The organism is Thermoanaerobacter kivui (genome assembly GCF_000763575.1).
GTDB lineage: Bacteria > Bacillota > Thermoanaerobacteria > Thermoanaerobacterales > Thermoanaerobacteraceae > Thermoanaerobacter > Thermoanaerobacter kivui.
In genome coordinates this window covers 2046279-2066378 of sequence record NZ_CP009170.1, presented here as the reverse complement: position 1 = coordinate 2066378, position 20100 = coordinate 2046279, and the positions used below count along the sequence as shown (strand labels likewise).

At 35.7% G+C, this 20100-nt stretch carries 18 protein-coding genes and 4 pseudogenes; 11 read left to right on the top strand and 11 right to left on the bottom strand.

The window, feature by feature from the left end; genetic code table 11:
• Positions 1–227 precede the first annotated feature (227 nt).
• Positions 228–779, top strand: coding sequence for a hypothetical protein (locus tag TKV_RS10530; RefSeq protein ID WP_049685895.1), 552 nt, complete (start codon positions 228–230; stop codon positions 777–779).
• A gap of 375 nt (positions 780–1154) precedes the next feature.
• A pseudogene (locus TKV_RS10525) lies at positions 1155–1565 on the top strand (nucleotidyltransferase domain-containing protein); the annotation flags it as partial.
• 49 nt (positions 1566–1614) lie between these two features.
• Here the strand turns inward: TKV_RS10525 and TKV_RS12545 are convergent.
• Positions 1615–1776: pseudogene (locus TKV_RS12545) on the bottom strand (IS200/IS605 family accessory protein TnpB-related protein); the annotation flags it as partial.
• Positions 1757–2347, bottom strand: a complete 591-nt coding sequence (locus tag TKV_RS10515) for an IS607 family transposase (protein ID WP_049685894.1) — start codon at positions 2345–2347, stop codon at positions 1757–1759. The gene TKV_RS10515 and the pseudogene TKV_RS12545, both read right to left, overlap by 20 nt.
• Between TKV_RS10515 and TKV_RS13990 the strand changes: the two genes are divergently transcribed.
• A complete protein-coding gene (locus tag TKV_RS13990) occupies positions 2238–2636 on the top strand; it encodes a HEPN domain-containing protein (RefSeq protein ID WP_322785808.1) in 399 nt (132 codons plus the stop codon). The two genes, TKV_RS10515 and TKV_RS13990, sit on opposite strands and share 110 nt — an antisense overlap.
• 235 nt (positions 2637–2871) lie before the next feature.
• Here TKV_RS13990 and TKV_RS10505 read toward each other — a convergent pair whose 3' ends face one another.
• Positions 2872–3396, bottom strand: a complete 525-nt coding sequence (locus TKV_RS10505) for a folate family ECF transporter S component (protein WP_236617254.1) — start codon at positions 3394–3396, stop codon at positions 2872–2874.
• 344 nt (positions 3397–3740) lie between these two features.
• On the opposite strand from TKV_RS10505, the gene TKV_RS13040 reads away from it, so the two are divergent.
• Complete coding sequence (locus tag TKV_RS13040; protein ID WP_158506610.1) at positions 3741–3905, top strand: hypothetical protein; 165 nt, start codon at positions 3741–3743, stop codon at positions 3903–3905.
• Here the strand turns inward: TKV_RS13040 and TKV_RS13985 are convergent.
• Positions 3902–4258: an ATP-binding cassette domain-containing protein gene (locus TKV_RS13985; protein WP_148307266.1), complete on the bottom strand. Its 357-nt coding sequence runs from the start codon at positions 4256–4258 to the stop codon at positions 3902–3904. The two genes, TKV_RS13040 and TKV_RS13985, sit on opposite strands and share 4 nt — an antisense overlap.
• A gap of 430 nt (positions 4259–4688) precedes the next feature.
• Between TKV_RS13985 and TKV_RS10495 the strand changes: the two are divergent.
• From TKV_RS10495 to TKV_RS10485, 3 genes and pseudogenes are all read left to right on the top strand, one after another.
• Positions 4689–5344, top strand: a pseudogene (locus tag TKV_RS10495) (N-acetylmuramoyl-L-alanine amidase family protein).
• Complete coding sequence (locus TKV_RS10490; protein ID WP_049685892.1) at positions 5345–5653, top strand: phage holin; 309 nt, start codon at positions 5345–5347, stop codon at positions 5651–5653. It begins immediately after the preceding pseudogene.
• Positions 5654–5950: 297 nt separating this feature from the next.
• Positions 5951–7852 (top strand): DUF4914 family protein, encoded by a 1902-nt coding sequence (locus TKV_RS10485; protein WP_049685891.1) that lies wholly within the window; start codon positions 5951–5953, stop codon positions 7850–7852.
• A 117-nt stretch (positions 7853–7969) separates the two neighbouring features.
• Here TKV_RS10485 and TKV_RS10480 read toward each other — a convergent pair whose 3' ends face one another.
• Positions 7970–9247, bottom strand: a complete 1278-nt coding sequence (locus TKV_RS10480) for a solute carrier family 23 protein (RefSeq protein WP_049685890.1) — start codon at positions 9245–9247, stop codon at positions 7970–7972.
• Between the two features lie 183 nt (positions 9248–9430).
• A pseudogene (locus TKV_RS10475) lies at positions 9431–10205 on the bottom strand (alcohol dehydrogenase catalytic domain-containing protein); the annotation flags it as partial.
• A gap of 261 nt (positions 10206–10466) precedes the next feature.
• Between TKV_RS10475 and nifJ the strand changes: the two are divergent.
• A complete protein-coding gene (gene nifJ / locus TKV_RS10470) occupies positions 10467–13979 on the top strand; it encodes a pyruvate:ferredoxin (flavodoxin) oxidoreductase (protein ID WP_049685889.1) in 3513 nt (1170 codons plus the stop codon).
• A 26-nt stretch (positions 13980–14005) separates the two neighbouring features.
• Here the strand turns inward: nifJ and TKV_RS12540 are convergent, their stop codons facing one another.
• Positions 14006–14167 carry a CDIF630_02480 family spore surface protein gene (locus TKV_RS12540; RefSeq protein ID WP_084574261.1) on the bottom strand — a complete coding sequence of 54 codons (162 nt, stop codon included), beginning with the start codon at positions 14165–14167 and terminating at the stop codon, positions 14006–14008.
• A gap of 156 nt (positions 14168–14323) precedes the next feature.
• Here TKV_RS12540 and TKV_RS10465 point away from each other — a divergent pair, with 156 nt between their 5' ends.
• Positions 14324–14728 carry a DUF1284 domain-containing protein gene (locus TKV_RS10465; protein WP_049685888.1) on the top strand — a complete coding sequence of 135 codons (405 nt, stop codon included), beginning with the start codon at positions 14324–14326 and terminating at the stop codon, positions 14726–14728.
• Positions 14729–14736: 8 nt separating this feature from the next.
• Here TKV_RS10465 and TKV_RS10460 read toward each other — a convergent pair whose 3' ends face one another.
• Genes TKV_RS10460 through TKV_RS10445 form a run of 4 tightly spaced genes read right to left on the bottom strand, consistent with a single transcriptional unit; the run spans position 14737 to position 18161 of the window.
• Positions 14737–15597 carry an ABC transporter permease gene (locus tag TKV_RS10460; RefSeq protein ID WP_049685887.1) on the bottom strand — a complete coding sequence of 287 codons (861 nt, stop codon included), beginning with the start codon at positions 15595–15597 and terminating at the stop codon, positions 14737–14739.
• The gene (locus TKV_RS10455) at positions 15594–16496 is read right to left on the bottom strand and encodes an ABC transporter ATP-binding protein (protein WP_049685886.1); all 903 of its coding nucleotides are present in this window, start codon (positions 16494–16496) and stop codon (positions 15594–15596) included. The genes TKV_RS10460 and TKV_RS10455 overlap by 4 nt, the downstream gene beginning before the upstream one ends.
• Before the next feature lie 4 nt (positions 16497–16500).
• Complete coding sequence (locus TKV_RS10450; protein ID WP_049685885.1) at positions 16501–17658, bottom strand: DUF2275 domain-containing protein; 1158 nt, start codon at positions 17656–17658, stop codon at positions 16501–16503.
• 2 nt (positions 17659–17660) lie between these two features.
• Positions 17661–18161, bottom strand: coding sequence for an RNA polymerase sigma factor SigX (locus TKV_RS10445; RefSeq protein ID WP_049685884.1), 501 nt, complete (start codon positions 18159–18161; stop codon positions 17661–17663).
• Between the two features lie 197 nt (positions 18162–18358).
• Between TKV_RS10445 and TKV_RS10440 the strand changes: the two genes are divergently transcribed.
• Positions 18359–19300, top strand: coding sequence for a DMT family transporter (locus tag TKV_RS10440; protein WP_049685883.1), 942 nt, complete (start codon positions 18359–18361; stop codon positions 19298–19300).
• Between the two features lie 233 nt (positions 19301–19533).
• On the top strand, positions 19534–20061 hold the full coding sequence (locus tag TKV_RS10435) for a class I SAM-dependent methyltransferase (RefSeq protein ID WP_049685882.1): 528 nt from the start codon (positions 19534–19536) through the stop codon (positions 20059–20061).
• Positions 20062–20100: the final 39 nt, after the last annotated feature.

Below are 20100 nucleotides of genomic sequence, written 5' to 3'. Positions count from 1 at the left end.
AGGGGCAAGCCCTGTCGGGTCGGTGAGCATATCCTCCCTCGCTGGCGCTCGGTCCGGTATCCCTCCCTGACCCCTTGACCTTCGGCTCGTTTCGTTTTAACTGCCGGGGGCAAACAAGAAGCAAACAAAAAAATGAGGAGGTGTAAGCACATGGTGTAAGAGAGTAAGTTCTAGCGGTAGACTATCAAATCCGAGCAAGTAAGAAATTTTAGGGGAGGGAATGCAAAATGATTGCTAGAGAAATTGCTGAAGAAATAAGAAAAGATCTAAAGAAGAACGGCATAACATCAAAGCAGGTAAGCGTCAGAGCTAAAACATACCTTTTAGATAAGTCAATTGAAGTTAGAATTAAAGACTTGAAGGTCTCTAAAAAGCTTGTAGAAGCTGCTGCTAAGAAGTATGAATATGTAAGATGGGATGATTACACAAACGATATACTTGCTGGAGGTAATACTTACATTACTGTTGATTTTGATTATAAAGTTTTAAGAGAAAAAGCTGAAGAATTCAAAGAAACAGCCAGAAAAATACTAGAAAAGAAAGGCAAATATGAAAAAGATGAGCTGATGAGATTGGCAGAAAAAGGAGATTTGGTGGTATTATATCAGCCTCATCACAATGGTACTTACCCTCATGTTAAGTTGTGTAGAAGAAACAAACAGAGTTGTATTTTAGATAACCTTGAAAGCTATTACGCTGTTGATGAGTATGGATTGAGTGAAGCTTTAGCAATTTTGTCGTATCAGTATGGTCTCGATTTTACTAAAGTAAAAGTATAATAACAATGCAGTGGCAGTTTTGCCACTGCATTCAAGAGAAAACTTTAAGAAATTTTGCATAGAAATGTTATAATATGCATGCTATAATTAATTGTGAAGAAGAATTTTTGAGATCTATAAACAATTAAAATAGAAATTTAAAACTCTTAGAATAGAAATAAACATAAAAAAAGAATAGGTAGCTCACATCTACCTATTCCCACATTCCACATATTCATAACACTCGAAGTGTTTTTCTGTCTATAATTATATCATATCTTACAGAAATTAAAGCGAGGAAATAAAAAATTAAAAAGACGGAAATAAACTCTTATAGAACAATTGCAATTTGATATAACGGATTAAAGGTAAAACCTTCAAATTGAGGTGTTTTCTATGAGCAGAATAGAACAATTAAATCGAGAACTTACAAGAATTGTAGAAGTGCTGGTAAAAGAGTATCAACCTGAAAAAATAATATTATTTGGTTCATTAGCGACAAATCAAATAAATGAATGGAGCGATATTGATTTAATAGTTATAAAGGATACTGACAAGTCTTTTTACGAAAGATTAGAGGAAGTTGTTAAAGTTGCTAAGCCTACTATTGGCACGGATATTATAGTGTATACCCCAAAAGAAATAGAAGAAATGAAAGAAAGTATGTTTTACGTTGAAGAAATATTAAGAAAGGAAAGGTTATTTATGAAAGAAGCAAAACAATGGCTTGATTTTGCTATGGATGACCTTGACTCAGCAGAAATCATGTTTAAAGCAGGTAAATACAATATGGTTTGTTTCTTTTCCCATCAGGCTGTAGAAAAAGCTTTAAAAGCATTTTTAGTAAGTCAAAAACATAATCCTGGGGTAACTTTCTTTTTAAATCTGCTCTTTTTTCTCCTTCTAAAAGTCTGTTATATGCAAATCTCATGCAGGATGACCATCTTCTCATTAAGTCTAATACTATTTGTTTGGCTTGTTGGTTTAGAAAAATAAGTTTAGCCTGTATCACTATCATGCTTTTTGCCCCTTTGCCCGTAAATTCTTGCTGCGAAAGATGTTACTATTGCTATTAAGTCTTCTGCTAGCTCTTTATTTGTATCTTCTTCGTTTTCTTTCCCGTTTAAAACTATAAGTTCCACTCCAAAACTTTCCATGAAAAATTTGAGATATTCAAAGCCAAATCTCGCTAGTCTATCAGGATATTCTATTACAACTTTTTCAACTTCTCCTCTTTTTATCTTGTTCAAAAGCTTTAATAAGCCTCTTCTATTTTCATTTACCCCACTTGCTATCTCATGTATGACTTCATACTGCCATCCTTTGGAATTAGCGTATTCTTCAAGCCTTCTAATTTGATTCTTAAGATATTCTTCTTGTTTCTTTGTGGACACTCTTGCATACAAAACTACTTTAGGTTTTGGTTTTTCTTCCAGCATGCCTAATAACTCCTCTATATCTTCTTTTTTATACCTTCTGATGCCTTTTGGAGTTCTCACAGGTGTTATTAATCCTTCCTTTTCCCAGTTTATAAGTGTTCTTCGACTAATTGAGTACATTTCCTTTACTTTTTGCATGCTTAGTAACATTTGTTATCACCCAATTAAAATTATACCACTTTGCATGACTATCTTCAACTGTTACCTACCTCCTCGAATTCATAATTTAATAGATCTTGTAAATCTTTGTACACAACATGATAAATCTTTTGAAAACTTCCTATCTAAAGCCCAAGTATTAAACCAATTTTATATTCCAACGAGATATCCTACTGCCATGCCAGGCACAACAGTTTTAGGGATGCCAGATATTAAAACAGCTGAAAAGGCAATAATGTATGCTAAAGAAATTTTTTCTTATTGTAAAAACATAATTTAAAATCCGTTCAAAGTTGAGAGCGATTCGCCGCTACCATCCATGCGCAAACTGTATCGTCTACCGAAAGCCTGAAAAGGGCTTCAATTCTATCAGGTAGACGATTATTTTTTTGATATATGTTGGTAAAATTTATAAATTTCTCTAAATATTATTTTTTAAAATGAAAAAGGTTAGGGTATAAGACTCCCTAACCTTTTTAAGCGAAGAAGAAAACTAGTGAATTTTTTGCTGGGCCTTAAAATGAAAAGCTAGATGCAGTTTTTTGAGAATTATTTGTGCAAAGAAGGCATATAAGGGAACTTGAATAATTTGTGCGATAATTCGCGGAGGCAAAGTAATTTTCCATAGATACCTTAAAAAGCAGCTGGATAAAATAGGGCACAAGAATCACTGAAGATATAAGTTGTCCTATTCCAATTGCTATTATTAGCTGCCATAGGGAGGAAATAGGATTTTTTACTGGTTTTAAAATCAGAGGGGGTATAATGCCTACAAGAGCTGAGGTGATTGTGAAATGTGGCATATAGGGTCCTATTGGATTAATGAAGTATCCAATCATGTCACCTACAGCTCCCACTATTCCTCCTGCTAAAGGACCAAACATTATTCCTGCAAGAATTACAGGAAAAGCACCAAAACCTATTCTTATACCTTCAATACCTCCAATGGCAATTCTAATGCTAGCTATTCTTGTTAGGACTATATTGAGACTTACCAGCAATGCCAAAAAAACTAGTTCCCTTGTGCTAAATTTTTTCATTAAAATAGAGCCTCCTTCTTTCTTCCATCTTCCGTACTTTACGCGGGACACATACCTCTGCCAAAAATTACTTTAATACTTTAACATCATATCATATCTATCCTGTACTTTCAAGAGTTTTAGGATATAGCAACTTTTTGGTTTCTTGGAGAGTTTATCCAGATAATAGATAATAAGTTATCAAAAACTAGGAAACTATGATAAATTCAGAAAAAAATTATTGCGAAGAAAAGGTGCAAAAAAGAGAAGTATAAAGCTGTATAATGGGGCTAGGTAAAGTGAATGTGATAGACTTGCTTTTATTTATTTGAGCGAAAGATTTAGAAGGAGGATTAGGTGTAAAAATGAAATTTTGGGTTAAAGACGACACGCTCATTGTTAAAGGTGATTTTTACTCATTGAGTTCTGGTTTGTTGGGCGGTATTTTAAAAGCTCAGATACCAGAGGAAGCTATGATAAATGCTGTTATCACAGTTACTAAGGCGAAAAGTGCAGTTTGTTTGAACTAGGCTACAATTTTACAGGTACGAATACCGATGCGGTAATAATTGCTAGAGTTAAAGGAGCGCAAAAGATTTTCCTTATTCTCAGGCTGCAATGTTAAATAGGGATCATTTGAATGAAATACTAGTTTAACGTCCCCTTCCCCAAAGGGAAAATTTAAAGAAAATACTTTTCCATCCACTATCAAAGACTTCCCATCTACATAGCAATTCAACGCATTTGATATTTCCAAAAAATCCGCTACAAACAAATTGGCTGGCTTTTTATAAACCTCTTCTGGAGTACCCATATGTTCTATTTTCCATCTATTCATCACAACCACTTGGTCTGCAATAGCCATCGCTTCTTTCTTGGTCATGACATTGTTTTAGAAGGACAAGTAGAAGATATACTTTATTTAGGAACAGTTTACAGGCAAGCTTCACTATTGTCTTTATAAAAATATCTCTTTTACTGTTGTTTTAAGGAAGTATCTAATCGTGAGGAGGTGTTTGAAGATATTTTAAAGTGGATTAAGGAGAAAATGAGAATTTAATTTATCGCCTTAAGCAGAGATATGGGCAGTTGATGTTTTTGCCATCAATGGAGGAAGCTGAAAAGTCGTTTCAATTTCAGATAGATCGTTTTAAAATAAAATATCCTAGCCATTCGGAAAAATGGTACATTGAAAGAGCTATTTTTGATCTGGAAATAGATAGAAGGTAATTTTACATAGACTTGTTAATTTTTTCAGCATATTATATGGTGGGAGAAATAATTAGAAAAATTTTTCAATGGTGGTGATTGATATGTTAATAGCTATTGACCCTGGTCATGGGGGAAAGGACCCGGGAGCTGTTGTTGGCGATTATAAAGAAAAAGATATAAATCTAACTATTGGGCTAAAGTTAAGAGATATTTTAATAAAAGAAAACATAAGTGTAATAATGACAAGAGATAAGGACGAAACAGTGGACTTGCAGCAAAGATGTGATATAGCCAATAAAAGCAAGGTAAATTATTTTATCTCTATTCATTGTAATAGTTTTACAGTTCCTTCTGCAAATGGCACAGAAACTTATGCATATCCTGGAAGTATTGTTGGAAGAAACTTGGACCAATACGTACAAAATGAATTAGTAGAAATGCTAAAGACTAAAGATAGAGGAGTCAAGTATGAAAAATTTTATGTGCTAAAATACACGGTTATGCCTGCAATACTTGTTGAGACAGCTTTTATGTCAAATCCTGGGAATTTAGAGTTACTTTTACAAAAACCGGAAGATTTTGCTCGGGCGATTACAAATGGACTATTAAAATTTTTAAGAAATACAGATTATGAACAAATGGATAATATTGAAAACTAAAAATGAAAGGAATTATAGATAAACATTATGACCATCAAAGTTATGTTACTTGGGGAGAATTTGCGTCGGTGATAATAAAAATATTGGAGGGGAATTAAATGAGAGATCTAATTATGACTATTTTGACAGCTGGTGTACAGCTTATTATAATGGTAGCTTTAGGGTATTTAATCGATTATTTGAGCACAAAAATTGGAATGGAAAAATTGAAGAGATATTATGAAATTGCTAAAACTTTTGTGCAAGCTGTAGAACAGCAGATGGGGCCAGGGAATGGACCGGATAAAAAAACTCAAGTCTTTAATTTGTTGAAAAAGGTGATTGGGAACAAGTTGACAGATGAAGAAATAGATAAATTGATTGAAGCGGCAGTTTTTGAAATGAATTATGTGTTAGATTTAAAATGATTAAAAAGACAAAGCTTGAAGGCAAGTGAAAAAGATGATTAATAGATATGGCACTCCAAAAAGGAGTGCTTTTATTTTTAAGAGCTGGTCCTAATAAAAATTGCAAGTTTACAGTCTCAAAATTTCATCAATGTAAAAGATTACATCCAGTTTGTTTTTAGAATGGCGACATTACAGCTAAAAATTCGATATCATAAAACACGTGTAAAAACGTTTTGCAAATTTTATTTTTTAAATTGCAAATACAAAAATTTTTTTGTATAATATTCTTGTACTTATTATTGTGAGGTGGTATAAATGGACATTTTAGCTACAGCAAGTGAGAAACCAATAGACTTTCTAAATAAAATGAATTTGCCAAAAGAAGTAATGGAGATAATAAAAGAAGCGCCGAAAGTTGTGATACCAGAAAGTCGTCAGCATCTTCTAGAAATTTCTATGGGCGGAAAAGAGGATTTGTTTGAAATTTTTTATGATGTGTCAGGTAAAGGTAAAGTTTTGGAAGGAACAGTATCGAAATGTAAAAATGGTTTGGCTGTAAATTTTCCAGAACCTTATATGAGGAGGAGAGAGCCAGACTGTCTAGTGGTTGCTGATGAAGGGGAAACAGATAAACCGCGTTTTAGAGATAGATATGGCTATGATTTTGCTGAATTGAGAAAGCAGACTTTAGAATGGTTAAAAAAACAAATCTTAATTGTGATGCCTTTTATGTCAGGAGGAGAAGAATACGGTTATCCCTCTCTTTTGTTGGCACCAGACAATGCAGGTTTTTTCGCTACTGCACTTGCTGATATTCAAGGTTTTATACCAGAAAAGGAAATTCCGCAGGGATTTACACCTCGAGCGATTGTATACTTAGCGCCTCCTTTTAGGCATACTCATTTTAATGGCAAACAGGTAGTTGTCCACAATCGCTTAGAGAATTTACACGAACTTTTTTCCTACAATTTATATCTTGGACCCAGTGCAAAAAAAGGGATATATGGGGTACTTCTGACAATAGGAGAAAAGGAAGGTTGGATTACTGCTCATGCTTCTGCAGTGAGAATAATTACTCCTTATGACAATATATTGACTATTATGCATGAGGGTGCCAGCGGTGGCGGAAAGAGTGAAATGCTGGAGCAAATTCACAGGGAGCCTGATGGGCGCATAAAAGTAGGGCGCAATTTAGTGACAGGTGACGAAATATACGTAGACCTTAAAGAAGCTTGTGAATTACAACCTGTAACTGATGATATGGCATTATGCCATCCGGATTTGCAACAAGGTAAAAAATTAGTGATAAAAGATGCAGAAAAAGGTTGGTTTATACGTGTAGATCATATGAATGAATATGGAACGGACCCTCATTTTGAAAAGTTATGTATCTATCCTAAAGAGCCTTTAATCTTTTTAAACATAGACGGAGTGCCTAAATCCACTTGTCTTATATGGGAACACGTTATGGATGCACCTGGCAAACCTTGTCCCAATCCTCGTGTAATTATGCCAAGAAGGTTTATGCCAAATGTAGTTGATGAAGCTGTAGAAGTGGATGTGAGGAGTTTTGGTGTGAGGACTCCCCCTTCTTCAAAAGAAAAGCCTTCCTACGGTATAATAGGCATGCTACACTTGTTGCCTCCTACTCTTGCTTGGCTGTGGAGATTAGTTGCACCGAGAGGTCACGCTAATCCAAGTATAGTAGGAACAAGTGGACTCGAAAGCGAAGGTGTAGGTTCTTATTGGCCTTTTGCAACGGGTAAAAGAGTAATTCACGCTAATCTTTTATTGCAGCAGATTATAAATACACCGGGTACTCGATACATTCTCGTTCCAAATCAATATATAGGAGTGTGGAAAGTAGGATTTATGCCCGAATGGATAGCTCGTGAATATCTTGCAAGAAGAGGAAGTGTAAGATTTAGACCAGATCAAGTTACACCAGCGAGAAGCAGTCTCCTCGGTTATGCTTTAAATACATTAAAAATAAACGGAAGTTTTATTCCTCGCGAATTGCTGCAAGTTAACAAGCAGCCCGAAGTAGGGGATGATGGATATGACAAAGGTGCTGAGATGTTAAATGAATTCTTCAAAAGAGAATTAAAGCAATTCTTAGTACCTGAACTTGACCCTCTTGGTAAGAAGATTATTGAAACATGTTTAGAGGATGGAAGTTTAGAGGACTATATAAGACTGATGGGAGATTGTAAATAATTGAAAGAGCCTGTACAGAGTTGTATAGGTTCTTTTTTTAAACAAGCTCCACTTTTCTGTGTTGGTTAAGAGTGGAGTTTGCTTCAAAGCGCATAAAAGAGGGGCAAGTCCCCTCTTTTATGCTTCGTGAACGGCTTCTTTTGAGGTTGAAGTTTTTTCTGTCTTTTTTGCTTTTGCTGAGTTGATTTTGGGCAAGACAAGGTTTAGAAGTATTCCTGCTAAGGTGGCAGGACCTATGCCTTCAAAGACGAAGTTTCCGAAGGCTATTTTTATACCGCCTACACCCAAAGTCAGTATTACAGAAGCTATTATGAGATTTCTGCTGTCAGAAAAATCAACTTTATTTTCTACCAGAGTTCTCATACCTGCTGCCGCAATCATTCCAAAGAGTATTATTGTCACTCCGCCCATGACAGGTTGCGGAATTACTTCTATCAAAGCGCCTATTTTTTGTATAAAGCTTAAAAGTATTGCTATTATAGCTGCACCTTGAATAACTTTTGAGCTATAGACTCTTGTTATTGCAAGGACTCCAATGTTTTCACCATAAGTTGTGCTGGGTGGTCCGCCAAAAAGTGCCGCAATTGATGTTGCAAGGCCATTACCTAGCATTACTCTATGAAATCCAGGGTCTTTTATTAAATCTTTTTCAACGATATTTCCTATTACGAGGACGTGCCCTAAGTCTTCAATTATAGCGACTAAGGCCAGCGGCGCAACCAAAGAGACAGCACCCCATGCCAGTTCCGGAGTATGTCCTGTTAAGAAGGAGAATTTGGGAATTGCAATCCATGAGGCTTTTGTAACAGGTCCGAAATCTACAAGGCCTCTTGTTATCGCGAATATATATCCGCCAATTGTTCCTAAAAGTATGGGTATGACTTTTATAAATCCTTTGCCAAACATGCTGAATATGATTATTAATGCCGCTGTAAACAGAGCTGTAGCTAAATCTTTTTGCGCTTGAGCTATTGCTACAGGAGCAAGGCTTAGACCTATTATCATAACTACAGGGCCTACTACAACGGGGGGAAGCAATTTCTCTAACCAATCGATGCCTGTCAAGCTTATTATTATAAATACTACCACATAGACGAGTCCAGCTGCTACCATGCCGGTAAATGCGCCGCGTACCCCGAATTCTTTAGTTGCAGCTATTATAGGTGCTATGAAGGCGAAGGAAGAACCTAGATACGCAGGTACTTTTCCTTTTGTCATCAAGTGGAATATTAAAGTTCCAAGCCCTGATGTGAAGAGGGTAACAGCTGGGTCAAGACCTGTTAAAAGAGGTACTAGAATTGTTGCACCAAACATGGCAAATACGTGCTGAAAAGATAGTGGAATTGCCTGCTTTATAGGGGGGGTTTCTTCAATTCCGTATATTTTGTTTGACATAAAAAACCTCCTTTGAGTTTTTTGTTTACAAAAAAACCCTCTAAAGGAGGATGCAAATATAGATATTTTATTTTCCTCCTTTTTAGCCTCACTGGGCTAAATTAAAGGGTTTTTTCACTTTTTCTTTACAATTATAGCATACAAAATATTATTTGTCTACAACAAAAAGCCCCCTTCAACGGGCCTTTTAAAAAAGGAAAGAGACAATAAAATTGCAGTGGGGCTTCCAGAGAAGTCCAATACTACATCTGCACCGTAGCCTTCTGTTTCACTTTTTTATATTGACAACGTCTTCTTCAAGTGGGTTTATAACTCGTGTTGCACCTAATTTATGAGCAAGTTCCATTCTGTATTCGACAGGTTCTATTGCAAATATAGCTGAAGCACCTGTTGTCTTAAGAAGTGGTATTGCCATCATGCCTATAGGGCCGCAACCTACTACAGCGACAGTTTTTCCTACTATCTCTCCAGAAAATACTGTGTGAACGGCGTTTCCAAGGGGTTCTTGTATGGAGAGAAGTTCTAAAGGTATGTCTTTATCGTTTAGCCATACATTGCTTTCGGGGACTTTAATGTATTCTGCAAAAGCACCGTCTGTGTCAACACCAAGTATAAGCGTATTTTCACATATGTGAGCATTTCCAGTTCTGCAAGCTTTGCATTTTCCGCATACTATGTGAGTCTCCGCACTTACTAAATCTCCAACTTTTACAGATGTTACATTTTCTCCTATTTCTACAACTTCTCCTACAAATTCATGTCCCATTATCTTAGGCGGTTTTATCCGGCTTTTTGCCCATTCATTCCAAACGTAAATGTGAACGTCTGTGCCGCAAATAGATGTGGCTTTGACTTTTATTAGTACCTCATCAGGTCCTATTTTTGGTATTTCTTTTTTTATTATATCTGCACCTTCTTTGGGATGTTGTTTAACAACAGCGGTCATATATCCTTCCATAATGGACATCTCCTTTACTTGTACACTCATCTTACTACATAATATATTCTATATATTTGTACAAATTCCTTCTTGCATTACAAAAAAATTTTAATGGACTCTATTTTTTTATAAAGGCAAAAAGAAACCTGTTCTATCATTAAAACTCTGAAGACAAATATTTAAAATTGTCTTCAATGCCTAAATGTATGATTATTCTTTTTTAATGAAATAATATATCTGGATAGAAAAACCATGTTAAGGGTTAAGGAGGATTATTTTATGCGAAAAATGGCTACAATGGACGGAAATACAGCTGCTGCTTATGCCTCTTATGCTTTTACGGAGGTTGCAGCAATTTACCCTATTACGCCTTCTTCTCCAATGGCTGAAAATGTTGATGAATGGGCTGCCCATGGCAAGAAGAATATATTTGGTCAACCCGTGAAGGTTGTTGAAATGCAGTCAGAAGCAGGTGCTGCAGGTGCTGTCCATGGTTCTTTAACTGCAGGCGCTTTGACAACCACATATACCGCATCACAGGGGCTTCTTTTAATGATACCAAACATGTATAAAATTGCAGGAGAGCTTTTGCCAGGGGTGTTTCATGTAAGTGCCCGCGCTATTTCTACTCATGCACTTTCTATATTTGGCGACCATCAGGATGTAATGGCAGTAAGGCAAACAGGTTTTGCACTTCTTTGTTCTGCCAATGTACAGGAAGCCATGGATATGGCATTTATAGCCCATCTTTCTGCTATAAAATCTAGGGTACCATTTTTGCATTTTTTTGATGGCTTTAGGACTTCTCACGAGATGCAAAAAATAGAAGTGGTGGAATATGAGGAAATTGCGAAACTTTTAGATTTAAGGGCAGCAAAAGAGTTTAGGGACAGAGCGTTAAATCCTGAACATCCTGTTGTAAGAGGTACTGCACAAAATCCTGATATTTATTTTCAAGGAAGAGAAGCTGCTAATAAATTTTATGAAAAGGTTCCTGACATAGTAGAAGATTACATGAAGAGGTACAAAGAGCTGACTGGAAGAGAATATCACCTTTTTGACTATTACGGTTCAAAGGACGCAGAGTATATAATTGTAGCTATGGGTTCTGTTTGTGACACGATAGAAGAGACGATTGATTATTTAACAAAAAAAGGAGAAAAAGTGGGTTTAATTAAAGTACATCTCTACAGGCCATTTTCTGAAAAACACTTTTTTGAGGTTTTACCTGATACAGTTAAAAAGATTGCCGTATTAGACAGGACAAAAGAGCCGGGTTCAATAGGAGAGCCTTTGTACCTTGATGTGGCTAAGTTATTTTATAACAAAGATAAAAAGCCTGTCATAGTAGGAGGTAGATATGGTCTGGGCTCAAAAGATACAACTCCTTCTCAGATTATTGCAGTCTATGACAATTTAAAAAAGGACTCCCCCAAAGACCGTTTTACCATAGGAATTTTAGACGATGTGACTTACACATCATTAGAAGAAGGTGAATTTGCAGAGACTACTCCTGAAGGCACTGTAAGCTGCAAGTTTTGGGGATTAGGCTCTGATGGAACGGTTGGGGCGAATAAATCGGCTATTAAAATAATTGGGGACAACACAGACTTGTATGTGCAGGCATATTTTCAGTATGACAGCAAAAAATCAGGAGGCACCACTATTTCACATTTGAGGTTTGGTAAAAAGCCGATTAAATCTTCTTATTTGGTAAATCATGCTGATTATATTGCCTGTCACAATAAGTCTTTTATTTACAATTATGATGTTTTAAAAGGACTTAAACATGGTGGGACTTTTGTATTAAATTGTCCTTGGAGTAAAGAGGAGCTGGAGGAGAAGTTACCTGCTTCAATGAAAAGATATATAGCTAAAAACAATATCAATTTTTATACAATAGATGCCATATCAATTGCCCAAGAAGTAGGTTTGGGTGGCAGAATAAACATGATAATGCAGACGGTGTTTTTTAAACTTATAAATATAATACCTTTTGAAGAAGCAGTTAAGTATTTAAAAGATTCTATACAGAAGGCCTATGGCAAAAAGGGTCAGGATATAGTGGATATGAACTTAAAGGCTGTTGACAGAAGCGTAGAAGCTCTTGTAAAAGTAGAAGTGCCTGAGGAGTGGAAAAACGCAAAAGAAGGGCAAAAAATTGTAAAGCCAGAGCCTGATTTTGTTAAAAATATACAAAGACCTATGGAAAGAAATGAAGGAGACCTGCTTCCTGTAAGTGCTTTTGTCGGCATGGAAGATGGCACATTTCCTACTGGCACGACTGCCTATGAAAAGAGAGGAATTGCAGTATTGATACCCGAATGGCAAATAGACAACTGTATACAGTGTAACCAGTGCTCTTATGTTTGCCCCCATGCAGTAATACGGCCATTTTTATTAACAGAGGAAGAAATGAAAAAAGCGCCTCCAACTTTTAAACTGAAAAAAGCAATAGGAAGAGGATTAGAAGGGCTTTGGTATAGAATACAGGTAAGTCCTTTAGACTGTACAGGATGCGGCAATTGTGCAGATGTTTGTCCAGCACCTACAAAAGCTCTTATAATGAAACCCGCTGAAGAACAAATAGAAAAAGAAGCGAGAAATTGGGAGTATGCTGTAACTCTTGATGTCAAAGATAATTTAGTAGATAAGACGACTCTAAAAGGCAGTCAATTTGCAAAGCCTCTGTTTGAATTCAGTGGCGCATGCCCTGGCTGTGGTGAGACTCCTTACATAAAGCTTTTGACACAGCTTTTTGGAGATAGGATGATGATAGCAAATGCTACAGGCTGCTCATCTATTTATGGGGCAAGTGCACCCTCTATTCCTTATACTACTAATAAAGAGGGAAAAGGGCCTGCGTGGGCTAACTCACTTTTTGAGGACAATGCCGAATTTGGCTACGGCATGTTTTTAGCAAATAAGCAGATAAGGGAAAGGCTTAGAGATTTGATGAAAGAAGCTATAAATATCCCTATTGACGATGAATTAAAAGCTGCATTCCAAGAGTGGATTGATGGGATGGAGGATGGAGATAAATCTAAAATTGCTTCTAAAAAGATTTTAGATATTATAAATAGAGGCGGGTATACAGAGAATGAGATAATAAAAGAGATACTTGACAAAAAAGATTTTCTTGTAAAAAAATCTCAGTGGATAATAGGGGGAGATGGATGGGCGTATGACATTGGCTTTGGAGGGCTTGACCATGTTATAGCATCAGGAGAAGATGTAAATGTACTAGTGCTTGACACAGAGGTGTATTCCAATACGGGAGGGCAATCCTCAAAATCTACGCCATTAGGGGCAGTTGCAAAATTTGCGGCAGCAGGTAAGAGGACAAGCAAGAAAGATTTAGGTTTGATGGCTATGAGCTATGGATACGTGTATGTGGCACAAATTGCGATGGGAGCAAATATGAACCAGACGATAAAGGCTTTTGTGGAGGCAGAAAAATACAAAGGGCCTTCACTTATAATAGCATACGCTCCTTGTATAAACCATGGCATAAAGTCAGGCATGGGGACAAGTATAATGGAGGAGAAAAAAGCAGTGGAGTCTGGTTACTGGCACCTTTATAGATTTAATCCAGAGCTTAAAAAAGAAGGCAAAAATCCATTTGTACTTGATTCTAAAGAGCCGACAAAATCTTTCAGAGAATTTATTGAGGGGGAGATACGATATTCCTCACTTAAAAACGTATTTCCTCACATTGCGGAAAAACTTTATCAGAAGGCAGAAGATACTGCAAAAGAGAGATACGAAAGATATAGAAAGCTGGCAGAATAACAATTCCGGGCGTATGCCCGGAATTGTTATTTTTTGTTTTCTTCTACCCATTCTTTTGCATTTATTACTTCATTTTCACTTGGGATAGGCACATTTGATTCTTCTTTTACATTTTGTATATTTGCCCAGGAAGCAGTCTTATGATTTTCTATTGGCACTTTGTGAGTTTTTTTTGGTTTTTTAGTCATACAATCACTCCTTTAAATGTATTATTTTCGATAATTGAAGAAATTATGACTATTATTGTGATAAACTGAGGGATGTAAATTTCTTTTCTTTCTTAGGTTACAGTTCAAATTAGCAGTATAATTATTGTTGTAATCCTGGGATGAGGAGAGATTGAAATGGAGATAAGAGGACATCATTTTTTATGTATATTAGGTTTTAGAGGGCTTGGTTATGATGAAAAATTTGTTAAAAATATGGATGAAATTATTAGAAAATTGAATAATGAACATGATATGTTGATAAAAGCTGTGGATAGTGTGGATAACATTTGCAGCATGTGTCCAAACAATGTAAATGGAGAATGTACAGAGGAAGAGTATCCAGGAAGTGTAAAAGGAAAAGATAGGGCAGTTTTAGAAGTTTTAGATATAAGACCAGGGGAGATATTGAGCTATAGGGAAGTCACAAATAGAATTAAAGAGAAAATGACTGAAGAAAAAATGGAAAAGATATGCAGTAACTGTCAATGGTTTGGTCTGGGTTATTGTTTAGAAGGGCTTAAAAAGTTAAAAGGCGGCTGAAGCCGCCTTTATAAGTCTCTTTGTGAAAAGCGCTTTGCACCGTAATAGAGGAGAAATACCACGTAGAAAAAGATGTATATGAACATGTAAATACTGGGTTGAGACATGCCCCCAAAGAGTCCTTGTGTCATAAAACTTATCCCACTACTTTGTGTCAAAAGCTCTGCAGTCATTTTTCTATATATGACATCTGTAGGAAGGATGAGACTTGTAAGTATCCCTGCATTTATAAGACTTTCTCCGCTTTTTAGGCCAAAAGCGCTGACTTGACTTTGCTGCATTGCTGAACCAATTTGTTCAAGTACGCCTCCAACAAGGGCAATTCCATAGGCCATAATGGCGATTATTCCTGTGTTTACAGTCGAAAAAATTGAGCTGGAAGCTATTATAAGGGCTAAAAATACAATCGGTCCTAAGTCGAAGAAAAAAAGTCCTCTTAAAATATTGCTTGCTTCAAAGGTTATTTTAGACCCCATAAAGATGTTTAAACCTACTACAGACAAAAACATGATGGAGCTGTATATTACAATCATAGCGCCTAAGCCTATAAATTTTCCCAACACCAGTTCATATCTTTTTATAGGTTTCGATAAAACGGCGTATATGGTGCCATTTTCTATTTCTCCTGATATAGCATTTACTGATGTCAAAACTACAAGAAAAGCCACTATGAAATTTGCGAAAAATAGACCGGCAGACAAAATTTGAGATTGAAAGATGATGTCATATATAGAATCGTTGGGACGCTCAAATATTTTACTTAAGCCAAAAGTATATATGGAAAGGTAGAGGAGGGACAAAAGGGAGACTAATAGAAAAGCCCGTTTTTTTAGCATCTCTTTAAAGGTATATTTTATTATAGTTATCACGAAACCTCATCCTTTCCAATTAAGTTTATGAATAAGTCTTCCAATGAAGAAGTTTGAGTATTTAATTGATATAACTTGGCACCGGCTTCTATTACCATTTTAGCTATAACTGGTATTTTTTCTCTGTCTTCTACTTTAAAAGAGAGCTTACCTTCTTTAAATTGAAATTCTTTTGATAAGCGAGAAATTTTTTCAATCAACTCTGAAGTATAGTCTGATACAATCATTTCTACATGGGTGTGTTCTTTTAATAGCTCTTCCAGTTTTCCTTCGGCTATTATTCGGCCATGGTTTATTATGGCTACTTCATCGCATACCATTTCCACTTCACTTAAGAGGTGGCTGTTTAGAAAAACAGTTTTGCCTTGCGATTTTAATTGTTTTATGATTTCTCTTACTTCAATTCTTCCAACAGGGTCTAAAGCTGAAGTAGGTTCATCTAAAAACACTATTTCGGGGTCATTTAAGAGGGCTATTGCAATGCCAATTCTCTGTTGCATTCCTTTGCTGTAATTTTTGATAAGTTTATTTTCGTGACCTTTGAGTTTTACAAGTTCTAAAAGTTCGTCAATTTTTTTTGAAGGATTTTTTATTTTATGAAGTTCGGCATGAAATTTCAAAAGTTCTTTTCCTGTCATCCAGTCATGGTACCTAAAATTTTCAGGCAAAAATCCTACTTTTTCTCTGGACTCTACTGTACCTATAGGCTTTCCTAAAATCCATGCAAAACCAGAGGTGGGGTGTAAAAGCCCCACCATGGTCTTTACAAAAGTGCTTTTTCCTGCACCATTTGGACCTAAGAATCCAAAGACCTGACCTTTTTCTACAGAGAGAGTGACTTCTTTAAATCCGCCTTTTCCATTAAACTGTTTTGTGAGATTTTGTGTTTCTAAAACCATTTGATCACCTCATTGAATTTGCAATTTGAATTAATGTATTTATTGCCTCTTCTTTTGTAATGAAATCCTGCTTGTCTTCTGCTGGGTTGGGCCAGAGTGTGAGGTTGTACATTACTCCATTTTCAATCCAACCTAAAGCTACAAAATGAGGCCCAGATTTTTCAACAATGAGAATGCCTTTATTTCCTCGTACGCTTATTTCTTTAATTTCAGTGTTGTTATCTGTAGACAGTGGTACAGGCAATGTCTCTTTCCAGTCGGTTACACCAGCGATTTGCCTTTTTATATTTTCAGGTAAAAATGGTAGGTTTACTAAAGCATCAATTACTTTATCTACATCTACCCCTTCTGGCACCACTATTTCTGGAGTTTTTAATATGTTAAGGGTAACTGTGTCTATTTCACTGCCTTTTTTCTGCAAATTCATACTAATTTCCCTGTCAAAATTTATAATAATAGGCTTTCTGTCAAGTTCTTTTGGGAAAAGGTGTGTACCGCCAAATGCTTTAATAAGTTCATTTATTTTGTCAACTTTTAGTACAAATTCTAAGCCTTCACTTTTTGAAATGTATGCATGTTTTATTTCAAAATTTTCATCTGCTGGAAGTTTTATTTTATATCCGAGTATGGATTCTACTTTGTCAAGCTCATCAGGGGAAATTTGCTGCCCTTCCAAAGATCCGTCTTTTATAATCTCTCCATAGTCTTTAATGCTTATATTTTTTACACCTGCGTTGTAGAACTGATTTTGAATTTGCCTTATATCATCTGGTGTTATTGTTATAACCTGCATCTTATTTAGCCTTAGAAGATTTAAAAGTTCTGCTTCTGCATTTTTAAGGGGCGGGAAAAGCATTGAGGAAACTACAAATGCCACTACGACTAAGGCGGCAATAGCCTTTTTGTACTTTGTAAACATGGCAAACATTCCTCCTTTATTATTATTTTTGCTCAATTTTTCATTTAGAGTAGCCCAAGCTTCATTTAAATCTATATTGCTTGCTTTTAAAGCTTTTGAAGTGAATTCATTTATGGATTTTAGTTGTTCAAGTTTTTCTCTACATACATCGCAAGTTTTTAAATGTTCTTCTACATTTTTTGCAGTGATTTCATCAAGTTCGTTGTCTAGATATGCTTGAAGAGTTCCTTCATCGTAGCACATACTTACACCTCCTTTTCATATAATTCTTTAAACTTTTTTTGTGCTCTTGCTATGGTTGTGCCGACGGAGGTTTTCTTAATTCCCAATGATATTGCTATTTCTTCGTAACTATATCCTGAATGTTTAAGTATTAGACACATCATATCTCTTTTACTCATTTTTAGGAGGACTTCTTTCACTTTAGCTCTTTCAAACCTTTTAATTGCTATTTCTTCAGGGTCTTCAAAAAATTCCTCTTGCGTGTTTTTAAAAACTTCCAGTTCTCTTGTTTTTGTGTTTTTTTCACTGCGGATATAATTCAAGGCATGATTTATTGCCACTTTGGATAACCAACCTCCTATATTTTCATTGTACCGGGGAGGGTTTTTAAAAAATTTTATAAAAACTTCTTGGGCGATGTCCTCCGCTTTAAATTCGTCTTTTATCATCCATGAAATTTGTTTTAAGACTTTTGGATAGTATTTTTCAAAGATATCTTTGAAACTTTCCTCTATTTTGAACACCTCCCCTATGTCTTTTCACTAATAATAACACATCTAAAACCAATTTTGTGACAAAAACTTTTCAGACGAAGGGGACGGTTCCTCTTGTCTGAATTTTTCAGATAAAAGGAACCGTCCCCTTCGTCTGGATTTTATTTTTTGTGGGAAGTGCTATATAATTATATCGGTGTTTTTAAAAAGGTGCGGAGGTGTTAAGTTTGGAAAGAATAAAGAGTTATTATCCTTATTTAGCAGGAATAGGAATGGCATCAATTTTTGGCTTTTCTTTTATGTTTACGGCGATGGGGCTTGAAGTGGCATCTCCTATGGAGCTTATAGCTTATCGTTTTTTACTTGCAGCATTTATGATTACTCTTTTGTGGGTATTTGGAATTATTAAACTTAATTATAGAGGGAAAAATCTGTGGCCATTGTTTTTATTGTCTCTATCAGAGCCTGTTGTGTATTTTATATTTGAAACATATGGTGTAAAATATACATCCTCTTCTCTTTCTGGTTTGATGATAGCTTTAATTCCTGTTGCTGTTACCGCTTTGGCGGCGGTATTTTTAAAGGAAAGGCCCTCTTTATACCAGCTTTTATTTATTCTTTTATCTGTCACAGGCGTTGTCTTTATAATCTTTATGACAGGAATAGAAAGCCGTAATACTTCAATCATGGGATTTTTATTCCTATTGGGAGCAGTCTTATCTGCAGCTTTTTACAGTATTTTAGCAAGGAAGTCTTCTTTGGAATTTTCACCTATTGAGATAACTTTTGTGATGATGTGGCTTGGAGCAATAGCTTTTAATATTTTAAATTTGATTGATAGAATGTCAAAAGGATATTCTCTTTCTCAATATTTTAGCAATTTAACTAATTACAAAGTACTTATTCCTGTGCTATACTTAGGGATTTTATCTTCTATAGTAGCCTATTTTTTAAACAATTACGCTCTTTCAAAATTGCCTGCGTCTCAAGCTTCGGTTTTCGCAAATTTGACCACGGTGATTTCCATAATAGCGGGGATAACTATAAGACATGAAGCTTTTTATTGGTATCATGTGATAGGGGCTATTATGATATTGATAGGAGTATGGGGAACAAACTATTTTGGAAGGGTATCTGAAATGACTATACCTTCAGAAGAAATCCATTAAAGAGAGTATTTACATGTGAGGAAAGATGTGATATACTTTTAACATAACCCCATACCATATGGGGGCATATTGGATTATAAAAAGAATGCGGTAAATAATACCGCATTTACTATAGAGGAGTGATTTTATTTGTACTTTAATTAGTATAACATGTTTTTATTTTTTGTTAAAGTGTAAAAATAAGATATTATGAGATATAATATACTTACACAGTTGCTTTTTGGGGTGATATTATGGAAATAGATGTCAGAAATGCTGTAGAAATGTTGGGAAGGGGCAGTGGCAAAGCTCTTGATATTGGCACAGGAAGTGGACGCATGGCAGCTGCTTTATCTCAATACGGATATCAAGTGGTTTCTATTGAGTACAATGTGGAGGCTTTAAAAAGAGCGGAGCAAAATCTGCGCCAAAATGGAGATTTAGAAAATGTGTTGCTGATTCACGGTGATGCTCATAACCTTCCTTTTTTAGACGAGACCTTCGATGTTGTGGCTACATACAATGCAATGCACCACATGACAGATTATAAGAAAGTGCTTGATGAGATGGTGAGGGTGTGCAAAAAGGGTGGAAGCATACTTATATCAGAATTAAATGAATATGGAAAAGAAATAGTGGCTGAAAGGCATCGAGAGAGGGGCGGACATCACGAAGCTAAAATAAGCATTGAAGATATTGAAGAATATTTGAAAAACACTTATGGATTGACGGGCGAAATTAAAAATTCTGAAAAGGCAGACATATTTTTGTGTAAGAAGTAACAACAATTTAAGGGAAAAAATTTATTGTTGACAATCCAA

Bases quoted from the DNA above. Each gene is read 5' to 3' on its own strand.
- TKV_RS10490 (WP_049685892.1), top strand. From the start codon at position 5,345: ATGAGAGATCTAATTATGACTATTTTGACAGCTGGTGTACAGCTTATT.
- TKV_RS10485 (WP_049685891.1), top strand. From the start codon at position 5,951: ATGGACATTTTAGCTACAGCAAGTGAGAAACCAATAGACTTTCTAAAT.
- TKV_RS12540 (WP_084574261.1), bottom strand. From the start codon at position 14,167: ATGACTAAAAAACCAAAAAAAACTCACAAAGTGCCAATAGAAAATCAT.
- TKV_RS10515 (WP_049685894.1), bottom strand. From the start codon at position 2,347: ATGTTACTAAGCATGCAAAAAGTAAAGGAAATGTACTCAATTAGTCGA.
- TKV_RS10465 (WP_049685888.1), top strand. From the start codon at position 14,324: ATGGAGATAAGAGGACATCATTTTTTATGTATATTAGGTTTTAGAGGG.
- TKV_RS13990 (WP_322785808.1), top strand. From the start codon at position 2,238: ATGCCTTTTGGAGTTCTCACAGGTGTTATTAATCCTTCCTTTTCCCAG.
- TKV_RS10455 (WP_049685886.1), bottom strand. From the start codon at position 16,496: ATGGTTTTAGAAACACAAAATCTCACAAAACAGTTTAATGGAAAAGGC.
- TKV_RS13040 (WP_158506610.1), top strand. From the start codon at position 3,741: ATGAAATTTTGGGTTAAAGACGACACGCTCATTGTTAAAGGTGATTTT.
- TKV_RS13985 (WP_148307266.1), bottom strand. From the start codon at position 4,258: ATGACCAAGAAAGAAGCGATGGCTATTGCAGACCAAGTGGTTGTGATG.
- TKV_RS10505 (WP_236617254.1), bottom strand. From the start codon at position 3,396: ATGAAAAAATTTAGCACAAGGGAACTAGTTTTTTTGGCATTGCTGGTA.
- nifJ (WP_049685889.1), top strand. From the start codon at position 10,467: ATGCGAAAAATGGCTACAATGGACGGAAATACAGCTGCTGCTTATGCC.
- TKV_RS10450 (WP_049685885.1), bottom strand. From the start codon at position 17,658: ATGTGCTACGATGAAGGAACTCTTCAAGCATATCTAGACAACGAACTT.
- TKV_RS10435 (WP_049685882.1), top strand. From the start codon at position 19,534: ATGGAAATAGATGTCAGAAATGCTGTAGAAATGTTGGGAAGGGGCAGT.
- TKV_RS10480 (WP_049685890.1), bottom strand. From the start codon at position 9,247: ATGTCAAACAAAATATACGGAATTGAAGAAACCCCCCCTATAAAGCAG.
- TKV_RS10530 (WP_049685895.1), top strand. From the start codon at position 228: ATGATTGCTAGAGAAATTGCTGAAGAAATAAGAAAAGATCTAAAGAAG.